17 protein-coding genes are annotated in these 17,773 nt (G+C 71.5%); 5 read left to right on the top strand and 12 right to left on the bottom strand.

Annotated features, from left to right (window positions below; translation table 11 throughout):
- The first annotated feature begins 6 nt into the window (after nucleotides 1-6).
- The gene (locus tag AB0M76_RS05900) at nucleotides 7-2,220 is read left to right on the top strand and encodes a germacradienol/geosmin synthase (protein ID WP_365951720.1); all 2,214 of its coding nucleotides are present in this window, start codon (nucleotides 7-9) and stop codon (nucleotides 2,218-2,220) included.
- A gap of 12 nt (nucleotides 2,221-2,232) precedes the next feature.
- Here AB0M76_RS05900 and AB0M76_RS05895 read toward each other — a convergent pair whose 3' ends face one another.
- A complete protein-coding gene (locus tag AB0M76_RS05895; RefSeq protein ID WP_365951718.1) occupies nucleotides 2,233-2,442 on the bottom strand; it encodes a hypothetical protein in 210 nt (69 codons plus the stop codon).
- A 235-nt stretch (nucleotides 2,443-2,677) separates the two neighbouring features.
- Between AB0M76_RS05895 and AB0M76_RS05890 the strand changes: the two genes are divergently transcribed.
- Nucleotides 2,678-3,130 (top strand): hypothetical protein, encoded by a 453-nt coding sequence (locus AB0M76_RS05890; RefSeq protein ID WP_266661762.1) that lies wholly within the window; start codon nucleotides 2,678-2,680, stop codon nucleotides 3,128-3,130.
- 41 nt (nucleotides 3,131-3,171) lie between these two features.
- Here AB0M76_RS05890 and AB0M76_RS05885 read toward each other — a convergent pair whose 3' ends face one another.
- The 8 genes from AB0M76_RS05885 to AB0M76_RS05850 form a co-directional block, all read right to left on the bottom strand.
- Nucleotides 3,172-3,996, bottom strand: a complete 825-nt coding sequence (locus tag AB0M76_RS05885; protein WP_365951717.1) for a hypothetical protein — start codon at nucleotides 3,994-3,996, stop codon at nucleotides 3,172-3,174.
- Between the two features lie 76 nt (nucleotides 3,997-4,072).
- Nucleotides 4,073-4,609 carry a GNAT family protein gene (locus AB0M76_RS05880; RefSeq protein WP_365951716.1) on the bottom strand — a complete coding sequence of 179 codons (537 nt, stop codon included), beginning with the start codon at nucleotides 4,607-4,609 and terminating at the stop codon, nucleotides 4,073-4,075.
- Between the two features lie 148 nt (nucleotides 4,610-4,757).
- A complete protein-coding gene (locus AB0M76_RS05875) occupies nucleotides 4,758-6,980 on the bottom strand; it encodes an NADP-dependent isocitrate dehydrogenase (RefSeq protein WP_365951715.1) in 2,223 nt (740 codons plus the stop codon).
- A 224-nt stretch (nucleotides 6,981-7,204) separates the two neighbouring features.
- Complete coding sequence (locus AB0M76_RS05870) at nucleotides 7,205-7,558, bottom strand: DUF805 domain-containing protein (RefSeq protein WP_266661770.1); 354 nt, start codon at nucleotides 7,556-7,558, stop codon at nucleotides 7,205-7,207.
- Between the two features lie 404 nt (nucleotides 7,559-7,962).
- Nucleotides 7,963-8,787 (bottom strand): chitosanase, encoded by an 825-nt coding sequence (locus AB0M76_RS05865; RefSeq protein ID WP_365951925.1) that lies wholly within the window; start codon nucleotides 8,785-8,787, stop codon nucleotides 7,963-7,965.
- A 148-nt stretch (nucleotides 8,788-8,935) separates the two neighbouring features.
- Nucleotides 8,936-10,018 (bottom strand): magnesium/cobalt transporter CorA, encoded by a 1,083-nt coding sequence (gene corA, locus AB0M76_RS05860; RefSeq protein WP_365951714.1) that lies wholly within the window; start codon nucleotides 10,016-10,018, stop codon nucleotides 8,936-8,938.
- 65 nt (nucleotides 10,019-10,083) lie between these two features.
- Nucleotides 10,084-10,476 carry a TOBE domain-containing protein gene (locus AB0M76_RS05855; protein WP_266998194.1) on the bottom strand — a complete coding sequence of 131 codons (393 nt, stop codon included), beginning with the start codon at nucleotides 10,474-10,476 and terminating at the stop codon, nucleotides 10,084-10,086.
- 46 nt (nucleotides 10,477-10,522) lie between these two features.
- On the bottom strand, nucleotides 10,523-11,443 hold the full coding sequence (locus AB0M76_RS05850; protein ID WP_365951924.1) for a LysR family transcriptional regulator ArgP: 921 nt from the start codon (nucleotides 11,441-11,443) through the stop codon (nucleotides 10,523-10,525).
- Nucleotides 11,444-11,512: 69 nt separating this feature from the next.
- On the opposite strand from AB0M76_RS05850, the gene AB0M76_RS05845 reads away from it, so the two are divergent.
- From AB0M76_RS05845 to AB0M76_RS05835, 3 genes are all read left to right on the top strand, one after another.
- A complete protein-coding gene (locus AB0M76_RS05845; protein ID WP_365951713.1) occupies nucleotides 11,513-12,136 on the top strand; it encodes a LysE/ArgO family amino acid transporter in 624 nt (207 codons plus the stop codon).
- A gap of 78 nt (nucleotides 12,137-12,214) precedes the next feature.
- On the top strand, nucleotides 12,215-13,333 hold the full coding sequence (locus tag AB0M76_RS05840) for an NUDIX hydrolase (protein ID WP_365951712.1): 1,119 nt from the start codon (nucleotides 12,215-12,217) through the stop codon (nucleotides 13,331-13,333).
- A 158-nt stretch (nucleotides 13,334-13,491) separates the two neighbouring features.
- Nucleotides 13,492-15,009, top strand: a complete 1,518-nt coding sequence (locus tag AB0M76_RS05835) for an MFS transporter (protein ID WP_365951711.1) — start codon at nucleotides 13,492-13,494, stop codon at nucleotides 15,007-15,009.
- Here AB0M76_RS05835 and AB0M76_RS05830 read toward each other — a convergent pair.
- The 3 genes from AB0M76_RS05830 to AB0M76_RS05820 are packed head-to-tail and all read right to left on the bottom strand — an operon-like array spanning nucleotide 14,998 to nucleotide 17,770.
- Entirely contained in the window at nucleotides 14,998-15,966 is a 969-nt protein-coding gene (locus tag AB0M76_RS05830) for a hypothetical protein (protein ID WP_365951710.1), read from the bottom strand. The two genes, AB0M76_RS05835 and AB0M76_RS05830, sit on opposite strands and share 12 nt — an antisense overlap.
- A 53-nt stretch (nucleotides 15,967-16,019) precedes the next feature.
- Nucleotides 16,020-16,556 carry a cupin domain-containing protein gene (locus AB0M76_RS05825; protein WP_365951709.1) on the bottom strand — a complete coding sequence of 179 codons (537 nt, stop codon included), beginning with the start codon at nucleotides 16,554-16,556 and terminating at the stop codon, nucleotides 16,020-16,022.
- Nucleotides 16,553-17,770, bottom strand: a complete 1,218-nt coding sequence (locus AB0M76_RS05820; protein WP_365951708.1) for a cytochrome P450 — start codon at nucleotides 17,768-17,770, stop codon at nucleotides 16,553-16,555. The genes AB0M76_RS05825 and AB0M76_RS05820 overlap by 4 nt, the downstream gene beginning before the upstream one ends.
- Between the last annotated feature and the right edge of the window lie 3 nt (nucleotides 17,771-17,773).

Below are 17,773 nucleotides of genomic sequence, written 5' to 3'. Positions count from 1 at the left end.
GGCCGCATGAGCAGCACAGGGAGCGCGCAGCCCTTCGAACTGCCCGAGTTCTACGTCCCGCACCCCGCCCGCCTCAACCCGCACCTGGCCCGCGCCCGCGCGCACGCCCTCGGCTGGGCCCGCGGCATGGGCATGCTGGAGGGATCCGGCGTATGGGAGCAGGCCGACCTGGAGGCGCACGACTACGCGCTGCTGTGCGCCTACACCCACCCCGAGTGCGATGCTCCGATGCTTTCGCTGGTCACCGACTGGTACGTGTGGGTGTTCTTCTTCGACGACTGGTTCCTGGAGGTCTTCAAGCGCCCCGGCGACCGGACGGGCGGACGGACCGCACTGGATCGCCTGGCCCTGTTCATGCCCGACGGCTCACCCGACCACGACGGGAACGCGCAGACCCCGGAGCCCAGCAACCCCGTGGAGGCGGGGCTCGCCGACCTGTGGGCCCGTACCGTCCCCGGGCATTCGCCGGACTGGATCGCCCGTTTCTCGCTCAGCACCCGCAATCTGCTCGTGGAGTCCCTGTGGGAGCTCGACAACATCAGCATCGGCCGGGTCGCCAATCCGGTCGAGTACGTCGAACAGCGCCGCAAGGTCGGCGGCGCGCCCTGGTCGGCGGGGCTCGTCGAGCACGCCGTGGGCGCCGAGGTGCCCGCCGCCGTCTCCGCCGAGCGGCCGCTGCGCGTGCTGCGCGACTGCTTCGCGGACTCGGTGCACTTCCGCAACGACCTGTTCTCGTACGAGCGGGAGGTCGGCCAGGAGGGCGAACTCAGCAACGGGGTGCTGGTGCTGGAGACGTTCTTCGGGTGCACCACCCAGGAGGCGGCCGATCAGCTGAACCGGCTGCTCACCTCGCGCCTCCAGCAGTTCGAGCACACCTTCTTCGCCGAGCTGCCCCCGATGTCCGTGCGGGCCGGCCTGACCCCGGAGCAGGTCACGGCGGTGCTCACGTACGCCCGCGGGCTCCAGGACTGGCAGTCCGGCGGCCACGAGTGGCATCTGCGCTCCAGCCGCTACATGAACCGGCGGTCCGGCCTGCCCGCCGGGCCCTCCGGGCTGGGAAGCGCCACCTCGGGCTTCAAGGCGCTGCTGGGCATCACCGGCGGCGCGGACCGCCTCCGGCGGCACACCCGCACCCCGCACCCGGTGGGCCCGTCCGTGATCCCGGAGTTCTACCTGCCGTACCCGAACCGGCTCAACCCGCACCTGGAGGGCGCCCGTGGGCGGCTGGTGGAGTGGAACCGTGCGATGGGGATGTTCGACGAGGGCCTGTGGTGGGAGGACAAGGCCGTCGACTTCGACTTCGCGCTCTGCTCGGCGGGCATCGACCCGAAGGCCTCGGCCGCGGACCTCGACGTCAGCGCGGCCTGGCTGAGCTGGGGCACGTACGCGGACGACCTCTACCCGCTCCGCTTCGGCGCCACCCGCGACCTGGCCGGGGCCCGGGCCCAGGACGCCCGGCTGCGCGCGCTCATGCCGCTGGAGCCCGAGGCGCCCACCGCTCCCCCGGTGAACGCGGTGGAACGGGGGCTCGCCGACGTCTGGCTGCGCACGATCACGCCGATGGCGCCGGCCGGGCGGCGCATGTTCCGGGCGGCGATGGACGCGGTGCTCGACAGCTGGCTGTGGGAGGTGGAGAACCAGGCGGCCCACCGGGTGCCGGATCCGGTGGACTACCTGGAGATGCGCCGGGTGACCTTCGGCTCGCCCATGACGGCCTCGCTGGCCCGGATGGCCCACATGGACGTCGTACCGGAGGCCGTGTACGAGAGTGCGGCGATGCAGTCGCTGGAGGCGGCGGCCTTCGACTACTCGGCGCTGATGAACGACGTGTACTCGTACCAGAAGGAGGTGGAGTACGAGGGCGAGCTGCTCAACATGCTGGTCGTCACGGAGACCTTCTTCGGCTGCGACTACCGGACGGCGCTCGGGGTCGTGAACGATCTGATGACCTCGCGGATGAAGCAGTTCGAGCACGTGCTGGAGAAGGAGTTCCCCGCCATGTACCGGGACTTCGGGCTGGATGCGGCGGCGCGCGCGGCACTGGAGCGGTACGCGGACGAGCTCAAGCAGTGGATGGCCGGGATCGCCACCTGGCACGCGGAGACCCGGCGCTACCGGGAGGAGGACCTGGAACGGCACCACGCGCGACGGACCGAACCGGTGGTGGCGGCAGGCGCCGGGGCGCTGCCCCGGGCACCGCACCGGGCCGGGTGGGCGTGAGGGCCCCTGCGGTCAGGTGTGCAGGGCCCGTTCGTCCTCCGCGTGCCCCTCCGGTTCCGGCCGGCGGGTGGAGTGGGCCAGGTCGAAGTGGTCGCCGACGACCTGGACCAGGGTGATCGTGGCGCTGATGGCGATGGTCCACGGCAGGCGTGCGCGGAAGGTCCCGCTGACGGTTCCGGCCGCCGCCGAGGGAGCACCGTGGTCATGGCGCGTGATCACCATCCGGCCACGGGACGGTCGCTGCGCACGTCACGGTGCCCCACCTGGCCGAATGGACAAAGGTTCGCCGGGTGTACAAGTGCGATGATCGGAGGGCGGCCCGGGGCGGCCCGGGCCTTTCTCCGGAATACGACATTCCCCTGGCCTTCCGGCAGAACTGACGCATAATCATCGCTACGCGGCCCGAAAGAACCCTTGGTCGCGCACGGACACGCATGCAATGGGGGGCATCGTGCCGATGAGGGATTCAGGCAGTGCCGGCACGCTGCCGGCGACGTCCGACGAGCTGTCCAGACTGCTGACCGCCGTCCGGCGGGGACGGGTCCTGACGGTCACCGGGCGGTTCCGGGAGCCCCGGAGCCTGCTGGTGCGGGAGATCGCCGAGCGGCTCTCGTCCAACTTCTGCGACGGCGTCGCCGTGGTCGTGATGGACCGTCCGTTCGGCCTGCGCGAGCTGACGGCCGCGCTGGGCTGCGTACCGGGCATGCCCTTCCTGCCCTGCGGGACGGCGAACGCCTTCTCGTGGCTCGCGGAGCGGGACATGCTGCTCGTCCTGGACGGCACCGACCTGCTCGCGCCGCAGACGCTGGCCTGGCTGCGGAACCTGCTGACCGCGGCCCCGGGGCTGCGCATCCTGGCCGCGGGCCCGTCCCCGCTGGCCTTCGAGGGGGAACGCGTGCACCGCCTCTGACCCGGGGGCCGGGGGCCGGGGCCGAGGGGGCGGGCTCCCCGTCAGCCGTGGTACTTGCGCAGGATCCGCTTCAGCAGCCGGGGGACGGGGGAGCGCGGAGTCGGCACGGCCGCGGGGCCCGCGGGCAGCCGGGCCTGCAGCTGGGCCCAGACGGCGTCCGGGCACCGGCCCTGGGGCCGGGACTTGAGGAACTTGCCGTAGGGCACCACACGCGGCTCGCGGCCGATCTCCACCCAGTGGGGGCGGCCCGAGACCTCGTCCCAGCCGTGGTTCGGGAGCCGGACGTGGTTGTGCCGGCCGTCCTTGTCCTTGCTGGTGATCTGGGCGACCCGGGCGCCGCCCGGCCCGGTCGCCAGGACCACGCAGTAGTGCCGCAGCTGCTGCTTCGGGTCCTCGCGCAACGGCACCATGGCCAGCCAGACCTCGCCCGGCCGGGGGCGCGCCCCTGCCGACCTGTCCCACCGGCGCACGCCCAGGTGGACGACGAGGGCCGCGAACCCGGCGGCGCAGGCCTCGATGCTCATCCGGACGTTCCAGGGCTGCTCGGCGACCTGCCCCTCGGCGTAGGTCACCGCGGCGGCGACGGCGGCGAGCATGACGGCCACCCGGGCGAGGAACATCCACCAGGTGACGCGCCCCCCGCGGCCCGCGACGGCGACGAGTACGCAGGCCACGACGACCGGGATGCCGTACACGACGGCCCACTGGCCGGCGCCCTCCACCTTCAGCGGCGGGGTCTGCTGGGCCATCAGGTCGGGCATCAGCACGGGGAACGCGAGCAGGGTGCCGACGAGCCCCACCACGTTGAGCAGCAGATAGCCCGCGCAGCCGATGCCCGCGCAGGACGTGTTGTTGCGACGCGCCACCCGTACTCCCCCCAGACCCCCGGCGGCACGCTAACGCACCCGCCACAGGGCCACCAGTGGCCCGCCGGACACCTCCTCAAGCCACCTGCTTCCACTCCTCCACCGGCAGCCCCAGGATCACCTCGTCCACGAAGGCCCCCGACACCCACGCGGAGCGCCGCAGGGTGCCCTCCAGGGTAAAGCCCGCGCGCGTCGCGGCGCTGATCATGGCGCTGTTGTCGGCGAGGGTGTCCACCTGGAGCCGGTTCAGCCCGCGCACGGTGAACCCGTAGTGGCACAGCAGCTGGACGACCTCCGCGCCGAAGCCGCGGCCCCGGCAGGCGGGCAGCAGTGAGATCCCGAGGTGGGCGCAGCGGTTGTGGGCGTCGATGCCCCACAGCACGGCATCGCCCGCGAGCGATCCGGAAGCGGCGTCGACCACCGAGAAGACCGCCACGCTGTCGGACGGGGCGGCGGGCTCGAACGGGGAGTGCCCGGCGCCGGCGGCGATCGGGCGCCACGGCCCGGATCCGGCGCGCGACCGCGTCGCCACGTCCTCGTACAGCTCGGCGTGGAGCACGGCTACGTCATCGGCGTGCCGGGCGCGCAGCCCGGCCAGGGTTCCCTGAATCACGGGGACTTCCTAGCCGTCGGCGGGACCGCCCTGCAACAGGGTTTCCGGCGCCCGGAGCCCGCGTACGGGCCCGCGTACGGGCCCACAGACGGTTCCGCCCCGGTCGGCGGCTGCCGACCGGGGCGGAACCCTTCACAACGTCCGGACGTTACGCGAGGGTCGCGATCGCCTGGTTGAAGGTGGCGGACGGCCGCATGACCGCCGAGGCCTTCGCGGCGTCGGGCTGGTAGTACCCGCCGATGTCGGCCGGGGAGCCCTGGACGGCGATGAGCTCGCCGACGATGGTCTCCTCCTGCTCGCCCAGCGTCTTGGCGAGCGCCTCGAACGCGGTGGCCAGCGCGGCGTCGTCGGTCTGCTTGGCCAGCTCCTGCGCCCAGTACAGGGCGAGGTAGAAGTGGCTGCCGCGGTTGTCGATGCCGCCCAGCTTGCGGCTCGGCGACTTGTCCTCGTTGAGGAAGGAGCCGGTCGCACGGTCCAGGGTGTCGGCCAGCACCTGAGCGCGGGCGTTGCCGGTGGTGGTCGCAAGGTGCTCGAAGGAGACGGCCAGCGCGAGGAACTCACCGAGGGAGTCCCAGCGCAGGTAGTTCTCCTTGACCAGCTGCTGGACGTGCTTCGGGGCGGAGCCGCCGGCGCCCGTCTCGAAGAGGCCGCCGCCGTTCATCAGCGGGACGACCGACAGCATCTTGGCGCTGGTGCCCAGCTCCAGGATCGGGAAGAGGTCGGTCAGGTAGTCGCGCAGCACGTTGCCGGTCACCGAGATGGTGTCCTCGCCGCGGCGGATGCGCTCCAGGGAGTACGCGGTGGCCTCGACCGGGGAGAGGATCTCGATGGTGAGACCGTCGGTGTCGTACTCGGCCAGGTACGTCTTGACCTTGGCGATCAGCTGCGCGTCGTGCGCACGGCCCTCGTCGAGCCAGAAGACGGCCGGGACGCCGGTGGCGCGGGCGCGGGTGACGGCGAGCTTGACCCAGTCCTGGATCGGCGCGTCCTTGGTCTGGCAGGCGCGGAAGATGTCGCCGGCGGCGACCTCCTGCTCCAGGACCGTGTTGCCCGTGGCGTCGACGAGGCGGACGGTGCCCGCGGCGGCGATCTCGAAGGTCTTGTCGTGGCTGCCGTACTCCTCGGCCTTCTGGGCCATGAGGCCGACGTTCGGCACCGAGCCCATGGTGGACGGGTCGAAGGCGCCGTGCACGCGGCAGTCGTCGATGACGACCTGGTAGACACCGGCGTAGCTGCTGTCCGGCAGGACGGCCAGGGTGTCGGCCTCGTTGCCGTCCGGGCCCCACATGTGGCCGGAGGTACGGATCATGGCCGGCATGGAGGCGTCGACGATGACGTCGGACGGGACGTGCAGGTTGGTGATGCCCTTGTCCGAGTCGACCATCGCGAGGGCCGGGCCCTCGGCGATCTCGGCCTCGAAGGAGGCCTTGATCTCGGCGCCGATGTGCGGGACGCCGTCGAGGCCGTTCAGGATGGTGCCGAGGCCGTCGTTCGGGGACAGGCCGGCGGCGACCAGGACCTCGCCGTACTTGGCGAAGGTCTTCGGGAAGAAGGCGCGGACCACGTGGCCGAAGACGATCGGGTCGGAGACCTTCATCATCGTGGCCTTGAGGTGCACGGAGAACAGGACGTCCTCGGCCTTGGCGCGGGCGATCTGCGCGTCCAGGAAGGTGCGCAGCGCGTCGACGTGCAGGACGGACGCGTCCACGACCTCGCCGGCCAGGACCGGTACGGACGCGCGCAGGACGGTGGTGGCGCCGTCGGCGGCGACGTGCTCGATGCGGAGCGTGCCGGCCTCGGCGATCACGGCGGACTTCTCGGTGGAGCGGAAGTCGTCGGCGCCCATGGTGGCGACGTTCGTCTTCGACTCGGAGGTCCAGGCGCCCATGCGGTGCGGGTGGGCCTTGGCGTAGTTCTTGACCGAGGCGGGGGCGCGGCGGTCGGAGTTGCCCTCGCGCAGGACCGGGTTGACGGCGCTGCCCTTGATCTTGTCGTAGCGGGCGCGGATCTCGCGCTCCTCATCGGACTTCGGGTCGTCCGGGTAGTCCGGGAGGGCGTAGCCCTGGCCCTGGAGCTCGGCGACCGCGGCCTTCAGCTGCGGGATCGAGGCCGAGACGTTGGGCAGCTTGATGATGTTCGCTTCCGGCGTCTTCGCCAGCTCGCCGAGCTCGGCAAGGGCATCGGCGATCCGCTGGCCCTCCTCGAGGTGCTCGGGGAAGCTGGCGATGATGCGACCGGCCAGGGAGATGTCACGGGTCTCGACATTCACACCGGCCGTCGACGCGTAGGCCTGGATCACAGGCAGGAAGGAATACGTCGCGAGGGCCGGGGCCTCGTCAGTGTGCGTGTAGATGATGGTCGAGTCAGTCACCGGATGCTCCGCTCCACAGTCTGCGTCTCTCGTCTGCAACATTGCTCGACATCAAGATATCTCGTGATCGGGCCGGTCCGGACAGCCCCCTGCCCGAGTCCGGGAGAGACGCGCGTCACCTCCGGCCCCGCGCGACCCCGCAGAACGGCGAAAACGCCGCCTCCGGCTGTTTCCAGCCGGGGGCGGCGCTCAGGCAACTCAGGTGCTCAGGCTTGCGGGCCTGTTCAGGCCTGGACGGCCTTCGGGTTCTGGCCGTACTCGTTCGGCTGCGGCTGGCCCTCGGTCGCCATGAGGACGAGGAGCCAGATGCCGCCGACCAGCGGGACGAGGGCGATGAACATCCACCAGCCGGACTTGCCGGTGTCGTGCAGGCGGCGGACACCGACGGCCAGGCCCGGGAGGAAGACGGCCAGCGCGTAGATCGCGTAGAGGAGCGGGTAGGTGCCGATCGCGTTGTCGAGGACGGCAACGATGATCAGAGCGATCAGGTTGAAGAGGGTGAACATCCAGTACTCCTGCCGGCGGGCGCGGCCGGAGAAGACGGTGTACTTCTTCAGAACGTCGGTGTAGTAGTTCATGGGTCCCCCCAGAGGACGGTTCGTCGGCCCGTCCTGCTGGAGCAAGCCGAGGCAGAACTTATGCCCCGCTTATGTGGCGGTCAAGCCAGTTCCCAAGTGGTCAGAAGTGCCGCTTCCCTCGGGTTCATCGACCAAAAACACCGGTACCGGGCGCCACTTGGAACCCACCGGTGGTGTCAGGTCACATGGGGTGACGAAACAAGGGCGACAGGGCCCTATTTGTGAGGTTGAAGAGGCCCCTGAGGCGCTCCACGCCGGCACGCGCGAGCCCCTGCAACTCGCGGAGCGGGCCCGTCCGCGCCCACATCGTTACGGCTCTGCGACCTGAACCCGCCGCCGCACGCACGGACGTCCCGCGCCGGGCAGGGAGCCCGGCACGGGACGCCGTGGAGGCATCGACCGGTTCAGCCGATGTGGAACGAGTCCCCGTAGACCTTCCAGTCGAGCGGGGTGTTGAGGTTCAGGTTCCCCTTCTTGAGGAAGACCCGCTGCGCGGTGTCGACACGGCTGGTGTCGCTGTGCGCCTCCTCCTGCTTCATCGCCCAGACGCGGGCATCGAGGAAGGCGTTCAGCCAGGTCGTCTCGTTGCCGCCCTGGGCCGGGGGCTTGGCCTTGGACAGGGCCCGCTTGCGGATGTTGCGGAAGCTGGTGGAGTCGGTGCCGTCGCCGTGCATCACGATGGCGTCGTAGTAGATGAACTGGCCGAGCGCAGCGACCCCGTCGGACTTGCCCTGCTTGACGGCGGGGTTGAAGTAGACCCGGTCGCGCTCGTGGTCCTGGGCCTTTTTGAACTCGCCGTCCTGGGCCGCCTTCGCCCAGTCCTTGGTGAAGTTCGGGTCGAGACCGGCGTGCGAGTCGCTGCCGTCGACCTTGCGCAGCGCCGGGAGGTACTTGGCGAGCACGTTGCCGGGCTTGACCTGGGTGTAGTACTCGACGAGGTCGAGCATGTCGCCGGTGCCGGAGCAGAAGCCGATGATGCCGGCCGTGTAGCCGCGGCCGTCGTCTATGTCCTCTATGTACTTGTACTGCGCCTTCCAGTCCAGCGAGGAGTTCTCCGCACTGGAGACGATCTGCATGGCGATGTCCTTCTTCGCCGGATCGTCGAGCCCGACGGCCGCGGCCGACACGGCGGCGGACGCAGGGGCGGAAGCGGGGGCGGGTGCCGCGGTGGCGTGGGCGGTCACCGGTACGGCGAGCAGGGCGCTGCCGAGCAGGGCGCCGATGGCCATTCTCTTGCGGTGGGGGGTGAACACAAGACCTCCATGGGGGAGTTGAGGCTTACCCGACTTCGTTAGGAAACTTTACTACCAGAGCTCGGGACAGCTCAATACCTGCGCACGCCATGTGTGCCGGTGGGGCTGCTGGTCAATCCGCGGCTCAGAGCCAGCCGTTGCGGCGGAAGCCCCGGTGGATGGCGAAGCAGGCGAGGGCCATGACGCCGACCACGATCGGGTAGCCGTACGTCCAGTGCAGCTCGGGCATGTTGTCGAAGTTCATGCCGTAGACCCCGCAGACCATGGTCGGCACGGCGACGATGGCCGCCCACGCCGTGATCTTGCGCATGTCCTCGTTCTGCGCGACGGTCACCTGCGCAAGGTGCGCCTGCAGGATGGAGTCGAGCAGGCCGTCGTACGCGTTGATCTGGTCGGTGGCCCGGGTCAGGTGGTCGGCGACGTCGCGGAAGTACGCACGGACCTCCACCGGGATGACCGGTATCGGCTGCGTGCCCAGGTGCTGGAGCGGCCGGCTCAGCGGGGCCACCGCCCGGCGCAGCTCCAGCAGTTCGCGCTTGAGCTGGTAGATGCGGCCCGCGTCGCCGCGCCCGCCGTACTCGCTGAAGACGGCGGTCTCGACGGCGTCGATGTCGTTCTGCACCGCGTCCGTGACGGCCACGTAGTCGTCGACGACGTGATCGGCGATGGCGTGCAGAACCGACGCAGGTCCCTTGGCCAGTTGCTCCGGCGCCGCCTCCAGGCTCTCGCGGACGGGGCCGAGCGTGCCGTGGCCGCCGTGCCGGATGGTGATGACGAAGTCCTCGCCGGTGAACGCCATCAGCTCGCCGGTCTCCACGACCTCGCTCGTCGCGGTGAGCTCCTCGTGCTCCACGTAGCGCACGGTCTTGAAGACGGAGAACAGTATGTCGTCGTACCGCTCCACCTTGGGGCGCTGGTGCGCGTTCACGGCGTCCTCGACGGCGAGGGGGTGCAGGCCGAACAGCTCGGCGAGCCCGGCGAGCTCCTCCTTCGCCGGTTCGTGCAGACCGATCCAGACGAACCCGTCGCCCGTCTTGCGGACCCGCCGCAGCGCCTCCTCGACCTCGGCGCAGCCGTCCTGCCGTGTGCCGTCCACGTAGACCACGCAGTTGACCACCGCGCTGCCGAGCGGGGAGCGGGCCGGGTGGCTCAGATCGACGGCCCGCCGGTAGCCGCGACGCACGGCCCGGCGCAAGTTGCTGAACATGGACAACGAGATACTTCCCTTCGGCGGATCAGCGGCCAGTCTGCCACCGTCGCCGATCGGCCCCGTCAGGCCCGGTCGATGAACACGCTCGTCGACTTCACGCGGGCCACGGCCCGTGCACCCACTTCGAGGCCGAGCTCCTCCACCGCCTCCCGCGTCAGCAGCGACACGATGCGGTGGGGACCGGCCTGGATCTCGACCTGGGCGTCGACGGTACCGAGCTTGACTGCGGTGACGATGCCCGGGAAGGCGTTGCGCGCCGAGGTGTACGGGGCATCCTCGGCTTCGCCGCCCTCCTGGGCGGCCTCCACGCAGAACGCGGCCAGGTCCGGCCCGTCCACCATCCGCCGCGTGCCCTCCCGGCGGGTGGGGAACCGCTCGGCATCCGCCCAGCGCCGGGCGGTGTCGACGCTCACGCCGAGCAGCCGCGCCGCCTGACCGATCGTGTAGGACTCCATGACCGCAGCTTAAGGGGGCTGCCGGCCTTGATCCGCCGGACACCCCCTAAGCGTGCCGGACCCTGTCCTGGCGGAGCGCCCCGGCCGCCGCGGCCGCGATCACCTCCGCCACCGTCGACAGCGCCGGGGAGTCGAGCTTCCACTGCTGCCAGTACAGCGGCACGTCCAGCGGCCGCCCCGGCACCAGCAGCACCAGCCCGCCCGCGCGAACCAGCGGCTCCGCCTGCGGCTCGGGCACCAGTCCCCAGCCCAGCCCGGCCGCCACCGCGTCGCAGAACCCCTCCGAGGTCGGCACGTGGTGGCGCAGCGGCCCCGCCCCGGCGTCCTGATCGCCGGTCAGCGACCGTACGAACACGTCCTGGAGCACGTCCCGCCGGTCGAACACGATCACCGGGGCCTCCTGCAGACCGTCCTCGAGCGCCCCGGCGAGGTACCGCGCCACGAACCCGGGGCTCGCCACCGGCAGGTACCGCGCCAGCCCGAGCCTGCGTACGGTGCACCCCGCCACCGGGTCCGGCGAGGAGGTGACCGCCGCCATCACCTGGCCCTCCCGCAGCAGCGCCGTCGTGTGCGACTCGTCCTCCCGGTGCAGTTCGAAGAAGACCGGCGGATCCTGCGGCACCTGCGTGAGCGCCGGCAGGAACCAGGTCGCCAGCGAGTCGGCGTTGACCGCGATCGGCAGCCGCACCGGGCCGCCCGACTCCTGCGCCATCCCGAGCTCGGCGCGCGCGTCCCGCTCCAGGCGGGCCAGCTGCCGGGCGAACCGGACCACCACCTGCCCGGACTCGGTCGCCCGGACCGGCTTCGTCCGCATCAGCAGCACCCGCCCGGTCCGCTGCTCCAGTGCCTTGACCCGCTGGCTGACGGCGGACGGGGTCACGTGCAGGGCCGCGGCCGCCGCGTCGAAGGTGCCCTCGTCCACCACGGCGAGCAGGGTCCGTACCTGGTCCAGCGGAAGTTCGTCCATCACGAGCGCTAAGGGTACGTAAAAATCTTTAGCTGTACTGAAACCACGCCGCTGCCTACGGTCGGAGACATGACACACGGCATCATCGCGGCGGCACTCGCCGGCTTCGGCACCGGACTCTCCCTCATCGTCGCCATCGGCGCACAGAACGCCTTCGTCCTGCGGCAGGGGGCCCGTCGGCAGGCCGTCCTCGCCGTGGTCGCGATCTGCGCGGTCTCCGACGCGGTCCTCATCGCCCTCGGCGTCGCGGGGGTCGGCGCCTTCGTGACCGCCTGGCCGGCCGCCCTGACCGCGGTCGCCATCGCCGGCGGCGGGTTCCTGATCTGCTACGGATTCCTCGCCGCCCGCCGGGTGCTGCGGCCCACCGCGGGCGCCGCCCTGGACACCGAGGGGGCCACCGCCGGGTCCCGCCGCCGGGCCGTGCTGACCTGCCTGGCCATGACCTGGCTCAACCCGCACGTCTACCTGGACACCGTCCTGCTGCTCGGCTCCCTCGCCGCCGACCGCGGGGACCTGCGCTGGGCCTTCGGCATCGGGGCCGGGCTGGCCAGCCTGATCTGGTTCGGCACGCTCGGCTACGGCGCCCGGCTGCTCGGCGGTCTGCTGGCGCGCCCCTCGGCCTGGCGGGTGCTGGACGGGCTCGTCGCGGCGACCATGGTCACGATGGGCGGGATGCTCCTGGCCCGGGCCTGACCGCGGAGCGCGGACCGCGGCGGGCCCGCGCGGGGTACGGATCCGCCCCGTACCGCCGCACGACCACAGGAGTCCGCAGTGCCCGACCGCCCGGCCGACCGACCGTCCGACCACCCCTCCCCCGACGCGGTGCGCGCGTACTACGCCGCCCGGCCCTCCCCGCTCGTCGCCGCCACCGGGATCGTGCTGGACACCGACGGGCGGGTCCTCGTCCTGACGCCCTCGTACAAGGCGGACCTGGAACTGCCGGGCGGCACGGTCGAGGACACCGAGACCCCGGAGGAAGGGCTGGCCCGCGAGCTGAAGGAGGAGCTGGACCTGTCCGTGCCGGTCGGCCGGCTGCTCGCAGTGGACTCCCGGCGGCCCGGCGCGCTCGGCCGCTCCCTCATCGCCCACGTCCACCTCGTCGGGCCGCTCTCGCCGGAGCAGGCCGCCGCGATCTCTTTCGCGGACGGCGAGGTCGCCGCGGCCCGCTGGCTCCCGCCGGAGGAGGCGTACGTGGCGCTGCCCGCCCGGATCGCGCCCCGGCTGCGTGCCGGCCTGGACGCCCTGTACTCCGGCTCCCTCGCGCACCTCGTCGACGGCGTGGCCCAGCCCGGCTCCCCGGCGGGCCTGGACCCGGCGCGGCGTACGGCCCTCGAACACGCCGGTTCCTTCGACGCCGCGAGCCACCGGGCCGCCCGCCCCAAGGCCGTCACCGCGGCGAGCGTGCTGTTCACCGACTCCGCGGGCGGGATCCTGCTGGTGGAGCCCTCGTACGGCAGGCCGGGCCGCTGGAATCTGCCGGGCGGCGGGGTCGACAGCGACCTGGGCGAGACCCCGCGGGCCGCCGCCCGGCGGGAGGTGCACGAGGAACTCGGCCTCGACCTCGAACCGGGCCGGCTGCTCGGCGTGAACTGGGCCCACAAGCCCGGCTATCCGGCCCGCATCCGCTTCCTCTACGACGGCGGGGTCCTGGACGGCGCCACGCTGGCCCGGATCCGGCTCGCCCCGTTCGAACTGCTCCGCTGGCGGGCGGTGCCGGCTGCGGAACTGCGCCCCCTGGTCAAACCGTCCCTGCGCCGCCAGATCGAGGCCTGCCTGCGCGCCCGCACCGAGGGCACGGGCCCGCTGGAACTCCACGCCGGACGCCCGGCCGGCACCCCGCGCAAGAGGAAGAAGGACGCAGAAGGGAAGGCGAACAGGGGGAAGCGGTAGCAGAAACGAACGCTCCACTGGTCCATCCGGACGGCATCGTGGCGTGGCGCGCGGGTGACGGGGCCGGCTCACGCATCGTCGAACCAGACAGTCCACGCACACGTATACGCGCACGCACTCTCGCCAGCGAGAACGAGCGGAAGCCATGGAGTACCACCATGTCCGCAGAGCCGACCCGCCCCGGAACCAGTACCACTCAAGCCGTCCCCGACGCCGCCGCGCAGCCCGATCCGCGCCGGTGGTGGATCCTTGCCGTCATCGGCCTCGCCCAGCTCATGGTCGTCCTCGACGCCACCATCGTGAACATCGCCCTGCCCTCCGCCCAGGCCGACCTCGGGTTCTCCGACGACCAGCGGCAGTGGGTGGTGACCTCGTACGCGATCACCTTCGGCAGTCTGCTGCTGCTCGGCGGGCGGCTGGCCGACAAGTTCGGGCGGCGGCGGGCCTTCCTCATCGGGCAGATCGGCTTCGCCGCGGCCTCCGCGCTCGGCGGGGCCGCCGCCACCTTCGGGATCCTCGTCACGGCCCGCGCCCTGCAAGGAGTGTTCGCGGCGCTGCTGGCTCCGGCCGCGCTCTCGCTGCTCACCACCACGTTCTCCGCCCCCGCCGAACGCGGCAAGGCCTTCGGCGTGTTCGGATCGCTCGCCGCGTCCGGGGGCGCCGTGGGGCTGCTGCTGGGCGGGTTCCTCACCGAGCACCTGAGCTGGCGCTCGACCATGTACGTGAACCTGCTCTTCGCCGCCGTCGCCGTCGTCGGCGGTGTGCTGCTGCTCAAGCGCCCGGCGCCCGTCACCCCGCCCCGGCTGGACCTGCCGGGTACGGTGCTGGCGTCGTCCGGGCTCTTCTGCCTGGTCTACGGCCTCGCCAAATCCGGCCCCAACGGCTGGCCGCCCGTGCGGATCCTGGGCTGCCTGGCCACCAGCGCCGTCCTGCTCGCCGTGTTCGTCTGGTGGCAGCGCCGCAGCGCACACCCGCTGCTGCCGCTGCGGATCGTGCTCGACCGGGTCCGGGGTACGGCGCTGACGTCCGTGTTCATCACCGGGGTCGGCATGTTCGGGGTGTTCCTGTTCCTCACGTACTACTTTCAGCACGCCCGTGGATACAGCCCGGACCAGACCGGCCTGGCCTTCATGCCGATGTCCGGCTGCACCATGATCGGCGCGATCGGCAGCAACATGGGGCTGTTCGGCAGGATCGGCGGGCGCCCGCGCATCGTCACCGGCATGCTGCTGTCGGCGTGCGGCATGGCCTGGCTGGCGACCGTGACGGCGACCGGCCCGTACGTCCTCGACGTGCTGCCGGGCCAGGTGGCCACGGGGCTGGGCATGGGCCTGATCACGGCGGCCGCCATGAACCTCGGCACGGCCGGCATCGACCCGCGGGACGCGGGCGTCGGCTCCGCGACGGTCAACGCCATGCGGCAGACGGGCGGCTCCGTCGGCACGGCGCTCATGAGCGCCCTTGGCGCCGGAGCCGTCGCCCGCTCCCTGGCAGGCCGGCAGCCCACGCCGGAACTGCTGGCGCGGGCTGCCCTGGAGGGTTATCACACGGTCTTCACGGCATCGGCGGTGCTCTTCGCCGCCGGCGCGGTGCTGACCCTGCTCCTGCTTCCCGGCGGCCTGTCCATGGAGCGCACGCACGGCGCGCCCGGGGGCCGCCGCCCGTCAGCGCGGTGAGTGAGCGCCGGGGGCCATGGGAGCCGCCGGGGAGGCGGGCTTGGCGGGCTTGACGGGCTTGGCGGGGGACATGGGAGCCGTCGGCGAGGCCGGCTTGGCGGGAGACGCCGGGGCGGCGGGAGAGACCGGGGCGGTCGGGGCAGGCGGGGCCGCTTCGGTGGACGGGCAGTTGGCCAGCGAGCTGCGGACCCGGTCACCGGTCGAGAAGTGCTTCACCCGGCAGGCGTTGGTCCCGATCCCGCCGTCGACCTGGCCGTAGCCCGGTCCGATGGTCAGGACGGTGTCGTTCAGGCCGCGGACCGTGTCGTTACCGGGGCCGCCCTGGACGATGCCCGCGGACTCCGCGCCCACCGACTTGGGCTCGATGACGTCGTTCTCGCTGCCGCCGAGGACCCGGCCGCCGAGGTCGATGTTGCCCGTGCGGATCAGGTCGTTGCCGTCATTGCCGAAGACCTGGCCGCCGCCGCGCTCGTACTCACCGGGCTGGCCCATGACGCTGCCCGTGGTGATCTTGTCGTCTCCGTGGTCGCCGTAGACGCTGGCCCCGTGCTCCGCGGTGCCCACGACAAGGGCGGTGATGATGGTGTCGTTGCCCGCTCCGCCGCGCACCGAGGCGTTGCCGTTGCGCGGGGAGAGGTTGTTGACCTGGAGCGTGTCGTCGCCCTCGCCACCGAGCACCTGGGCGTCGATGAGCATGCCCTTGACGCGGATGTTGTCGTTGCCGCCACCGCCGTAGATGATCGCGTTTTCGACGTCGTTCTCGCACAGGATCGTGTCGTCGTCCGACGTGCCTCGCACCTCCTGTCCGGGCGGGGCCTCGACACCGTTGACGTAGCACCAGTGGGACGGCAGGGGTTCGGCGGCCTGTGCCGGGCCCGCGGCGAACGAGGCGGCCACAGCGACCGTGCCGGCCAGGGTGTACGAGGCGGTACGTAGGGTGCGGCGAGTACGCAGCATCGATTTTTCTCCCGAGCATGGGGGTGGGTGGGAATGTGGTGCGGTGTCGGTCGTCAGGACAGCTCGTGGCGCAGCGGCGTGAGCTGTTCGATGTCGTAGCGCATCCGCAGTTCGCGGATCGCTGCGGGATCCGGGTTGGCGCTCGTGTCGAGCAGCTCGAGGAGCTCCTCGAAGTACCGCTCGTGATCGGGCGGCGGTGAGGCCTGGAAGAACATCCGGGCCGGTTCACCGGTGGGGTTCGCGAAGGCGTGCGGACAACCGGGCGGAACCACGATGACGGTTCCGGGCGTGGCACGGACGACCTGACGTCCGTCGAGCGCTTCCCAGTGTCTCCAGTCGTCCCCGGAACGCACGCGCGGCTCGAAGGCCATGACGTCGAGTTCACCCTCAAGGACGTAGAACAACTCTTCGCTCCGGGTGTGCAGGTGTGCCCCGACGTCGAAACCGGGCGGTACGACGACCTCGAAACTCGAGGCCACCGAGGAGTGCTCCCCGGTGACCTTGAACGTGACCTGCTGGGCGTCGGTGTGCAGCTTGCGGCCGTGACCCGGTGGTACGAGCAGACCGTCGCGGGCGATGTGCGCGGTCATGACCAGGTCACGGGCAGACCTTCGGGCCCGCGGATGAGTGCACCGGGCCGCCAGCCCAGCTCGCTCGGGGGCACGCTGAAGCGCAGGTCCGCGAAGCGGTCGAGCAGCGCGTCCACGAGCAGTTCGGACTCGAGGCGGGCCAGCATGTTCCCGGGACAGAAGTGGGGTCCGTACCCGAAGGAGACGTGCGGGTTGGGGCTGCGGTCCAGCTGCAGCTCGTGGGGGTCGGGGAAGACGTCCGGGTCGCGGTTGGCCGCGAGGTAGGAAACGTAGATCGCTTCGCCCGCCCGGATGAGCTGGCCGGCCACGGTGACGTCCTCGAGGGCGATCCGGGAGAGGCCGACGGCGTTGCGGTGCGGGATGTAGCGCAGGAGCTCGTTGAGTGCCGAGGGCCGCAGGGCGGGCTCGCTCCTCATCCGTTCCATCAGGTCCGGCCGGGTGAGCAGGATGTAGACCATGTTGCCCACGTTGTTGGTGACGGCCTCGCCCCCGATCTGGATGAGCAGGGCGACTCCGGTGGCCTCCTCGGCGGTGACCTCGCCGGCCTCGACGGCCTTGACGAGGAGCCCGATGACGCTGTCACCGCCGGCCACTTCTCCGTTGCGCATGCGTCCGCCCAGGTAGGCGCACATGTCGTGCTTCGCCTGCTCGCTGCGTTCGGCGCCCTGGGCCGAGGAGAGGATCAGGCTGGTCCATTCGTGGACCATGGGCCGGTCGCTCTCCGGGACGCCCATCAGCTCGCACACGACGGCGAGCGGGAAGGGTGCGAGCAGGCGCTCGGTCAGGTCCGCGGGCGGGCCGTCGCGCAGGATCCCGTCGACGAGGGTGTCGAGCATCTCCTTGGCCCGGGTGCGCAGGGACTCCACCCCGCTGGTGGTGAAGGCCGCGGCGACGGTGCGCCGCAGCCGGGTGTGGTCGGGCGGGTCCTCGAACCCGACCGCGCCCGGCGCGGGGATGAAGTGGGGGGCCAGCCGGGTGACGTCGTGTTCCGCGACCAGCTTGCGGCTGAACCGGGGATCGTTGGCCACCATGCGCACGTCGTCGAACCGGCAGACGAGCCAGGCCCACCCGCTTCCGTTCGGCAGGCGGATCCGGGTGATCGGACCCGCCTGCATCAGTTCGGCGAGGACGGGGTCGAAGTCGACCCCGTCCAGGGCCGGGGTGGGCCAGTGCGTGATGGGTGGCCTTGCGGTTGCGGGGCCGTCCTTCAGCATTCT

This window comes from Streptomyces sp. NPDC051364, from assembly GCF_040682115.1.
Lineage (GTDB): Bacteria > Actinomycetota > Actinomycetes > Streptomycetales > Streptomycetaceae > Streptomyces.
The sequence above is the reverse complement of the archived record's forward strand: the minus strand, read 5'-3'. Positions and strand labels throughout refer to the sequence as shown.

What these genes read in the sequence shown, in the direction of transcription:
- AB0M76_RS05900 (WP_365951720.1), top strand. Translation starts at nt 7, where the DNA reads ATGAGCAGCACAGGGAGCGCGCAGCCCTTCGAACTGCCCGAGTTCTAC.
- AB0M76_RS05895 (WP_365951718.1), bottom strand. Translation starts at nt 2,442, where the DNA reads ATGGTGATCACGCGCCATGACCACGGTGCTCCCTCGGCGGCGGCCGGA.
- AB0M76_RS05890 (WP_266661762.1), top strand. Translation starts at nt 2,678, where the DNA reads ATGAGGGATTCAGGCAGTGCCGGCACGCTGCCGGCGACGTCCGACGAG.
- AB0M76_RS05870 (WP_266661770.1), bottom strand. Translation starts at nt 7,558, where the DNA reads ATGAACTACTACACCGACGTTCTGAAGAAGTACACCGTCTTCTCCGGC.
- AB0M76_RS05865 (WP_365951925.1), bottom strand. Translation starts at nt 8,787, where the DNA reads ATGGCCATCGGCGCCCTGCTCGGCAGCGCCCTGCTCGCCGTACCGGTG.
- corA (WP_365951714.1), bottom strand. Translation starts at nt 10,018, where the DNA reads ATGTTCAGCAACTTGCGCCGGGCCGTGCGTCGCGGCTACCGGCGGGCC.
- AB0M76_RS05855 (WP_266998194.1), bottom strand. Translation starts at nt 10,476, where the DNA reads ATGGAGTCCTACACGATCGGTCAGGCGGCGCGGCTGCTCGGCGTGAGC.
- AB0M76_RS05850 (WP_365951924.1), bottom strand. Translation starts at nt 11,443, where the DNA reads ATGGACGAACTTCCGCTGGACCAGGTACGGACCCTGCTCGCCGTGGTG.
- AB0M76_RS05845 (WP_365951713.1), top strand. Translation starts at nt 11,513, where the DNA reads ATGACACACGGCATCATCGCGGCGGCACTCGCCGGCTTCGGCACCGGA.
- AB0M76_RS05835 (WP_365951711.1), top strand. Translation starts at nt 13,492, where the DNA reads ATGTCCGCAGAGCCGACCCGCCCCGGAACCAGTACCACTCAAGCCGTC.
- AB0M76_RS05830 (WP_365951710.1), bottom strand. Translation starts at nt 15,966, where the DNA reads ATGCTGCGTACTCGCCGCACCCTACGTACCGCCTCGTACACCCTGGCC.
- AB0M76_RS05825 (WP_365951709.1), bottom strand. Translation starts at nt 16,556, where the DNA reads ATGACCGCGCACATCGCCCGCGACGGTCTGCTCGTACCACCGGGTCAC.
- AB0M76_RS05820 (WP_365951708.1), bottom strand. Translation starts at nt 17,770, where the DNA reads ATGCTGAAGGACGGCCCCGCAACCGCAAGGCCACCCATCACGCACTGG.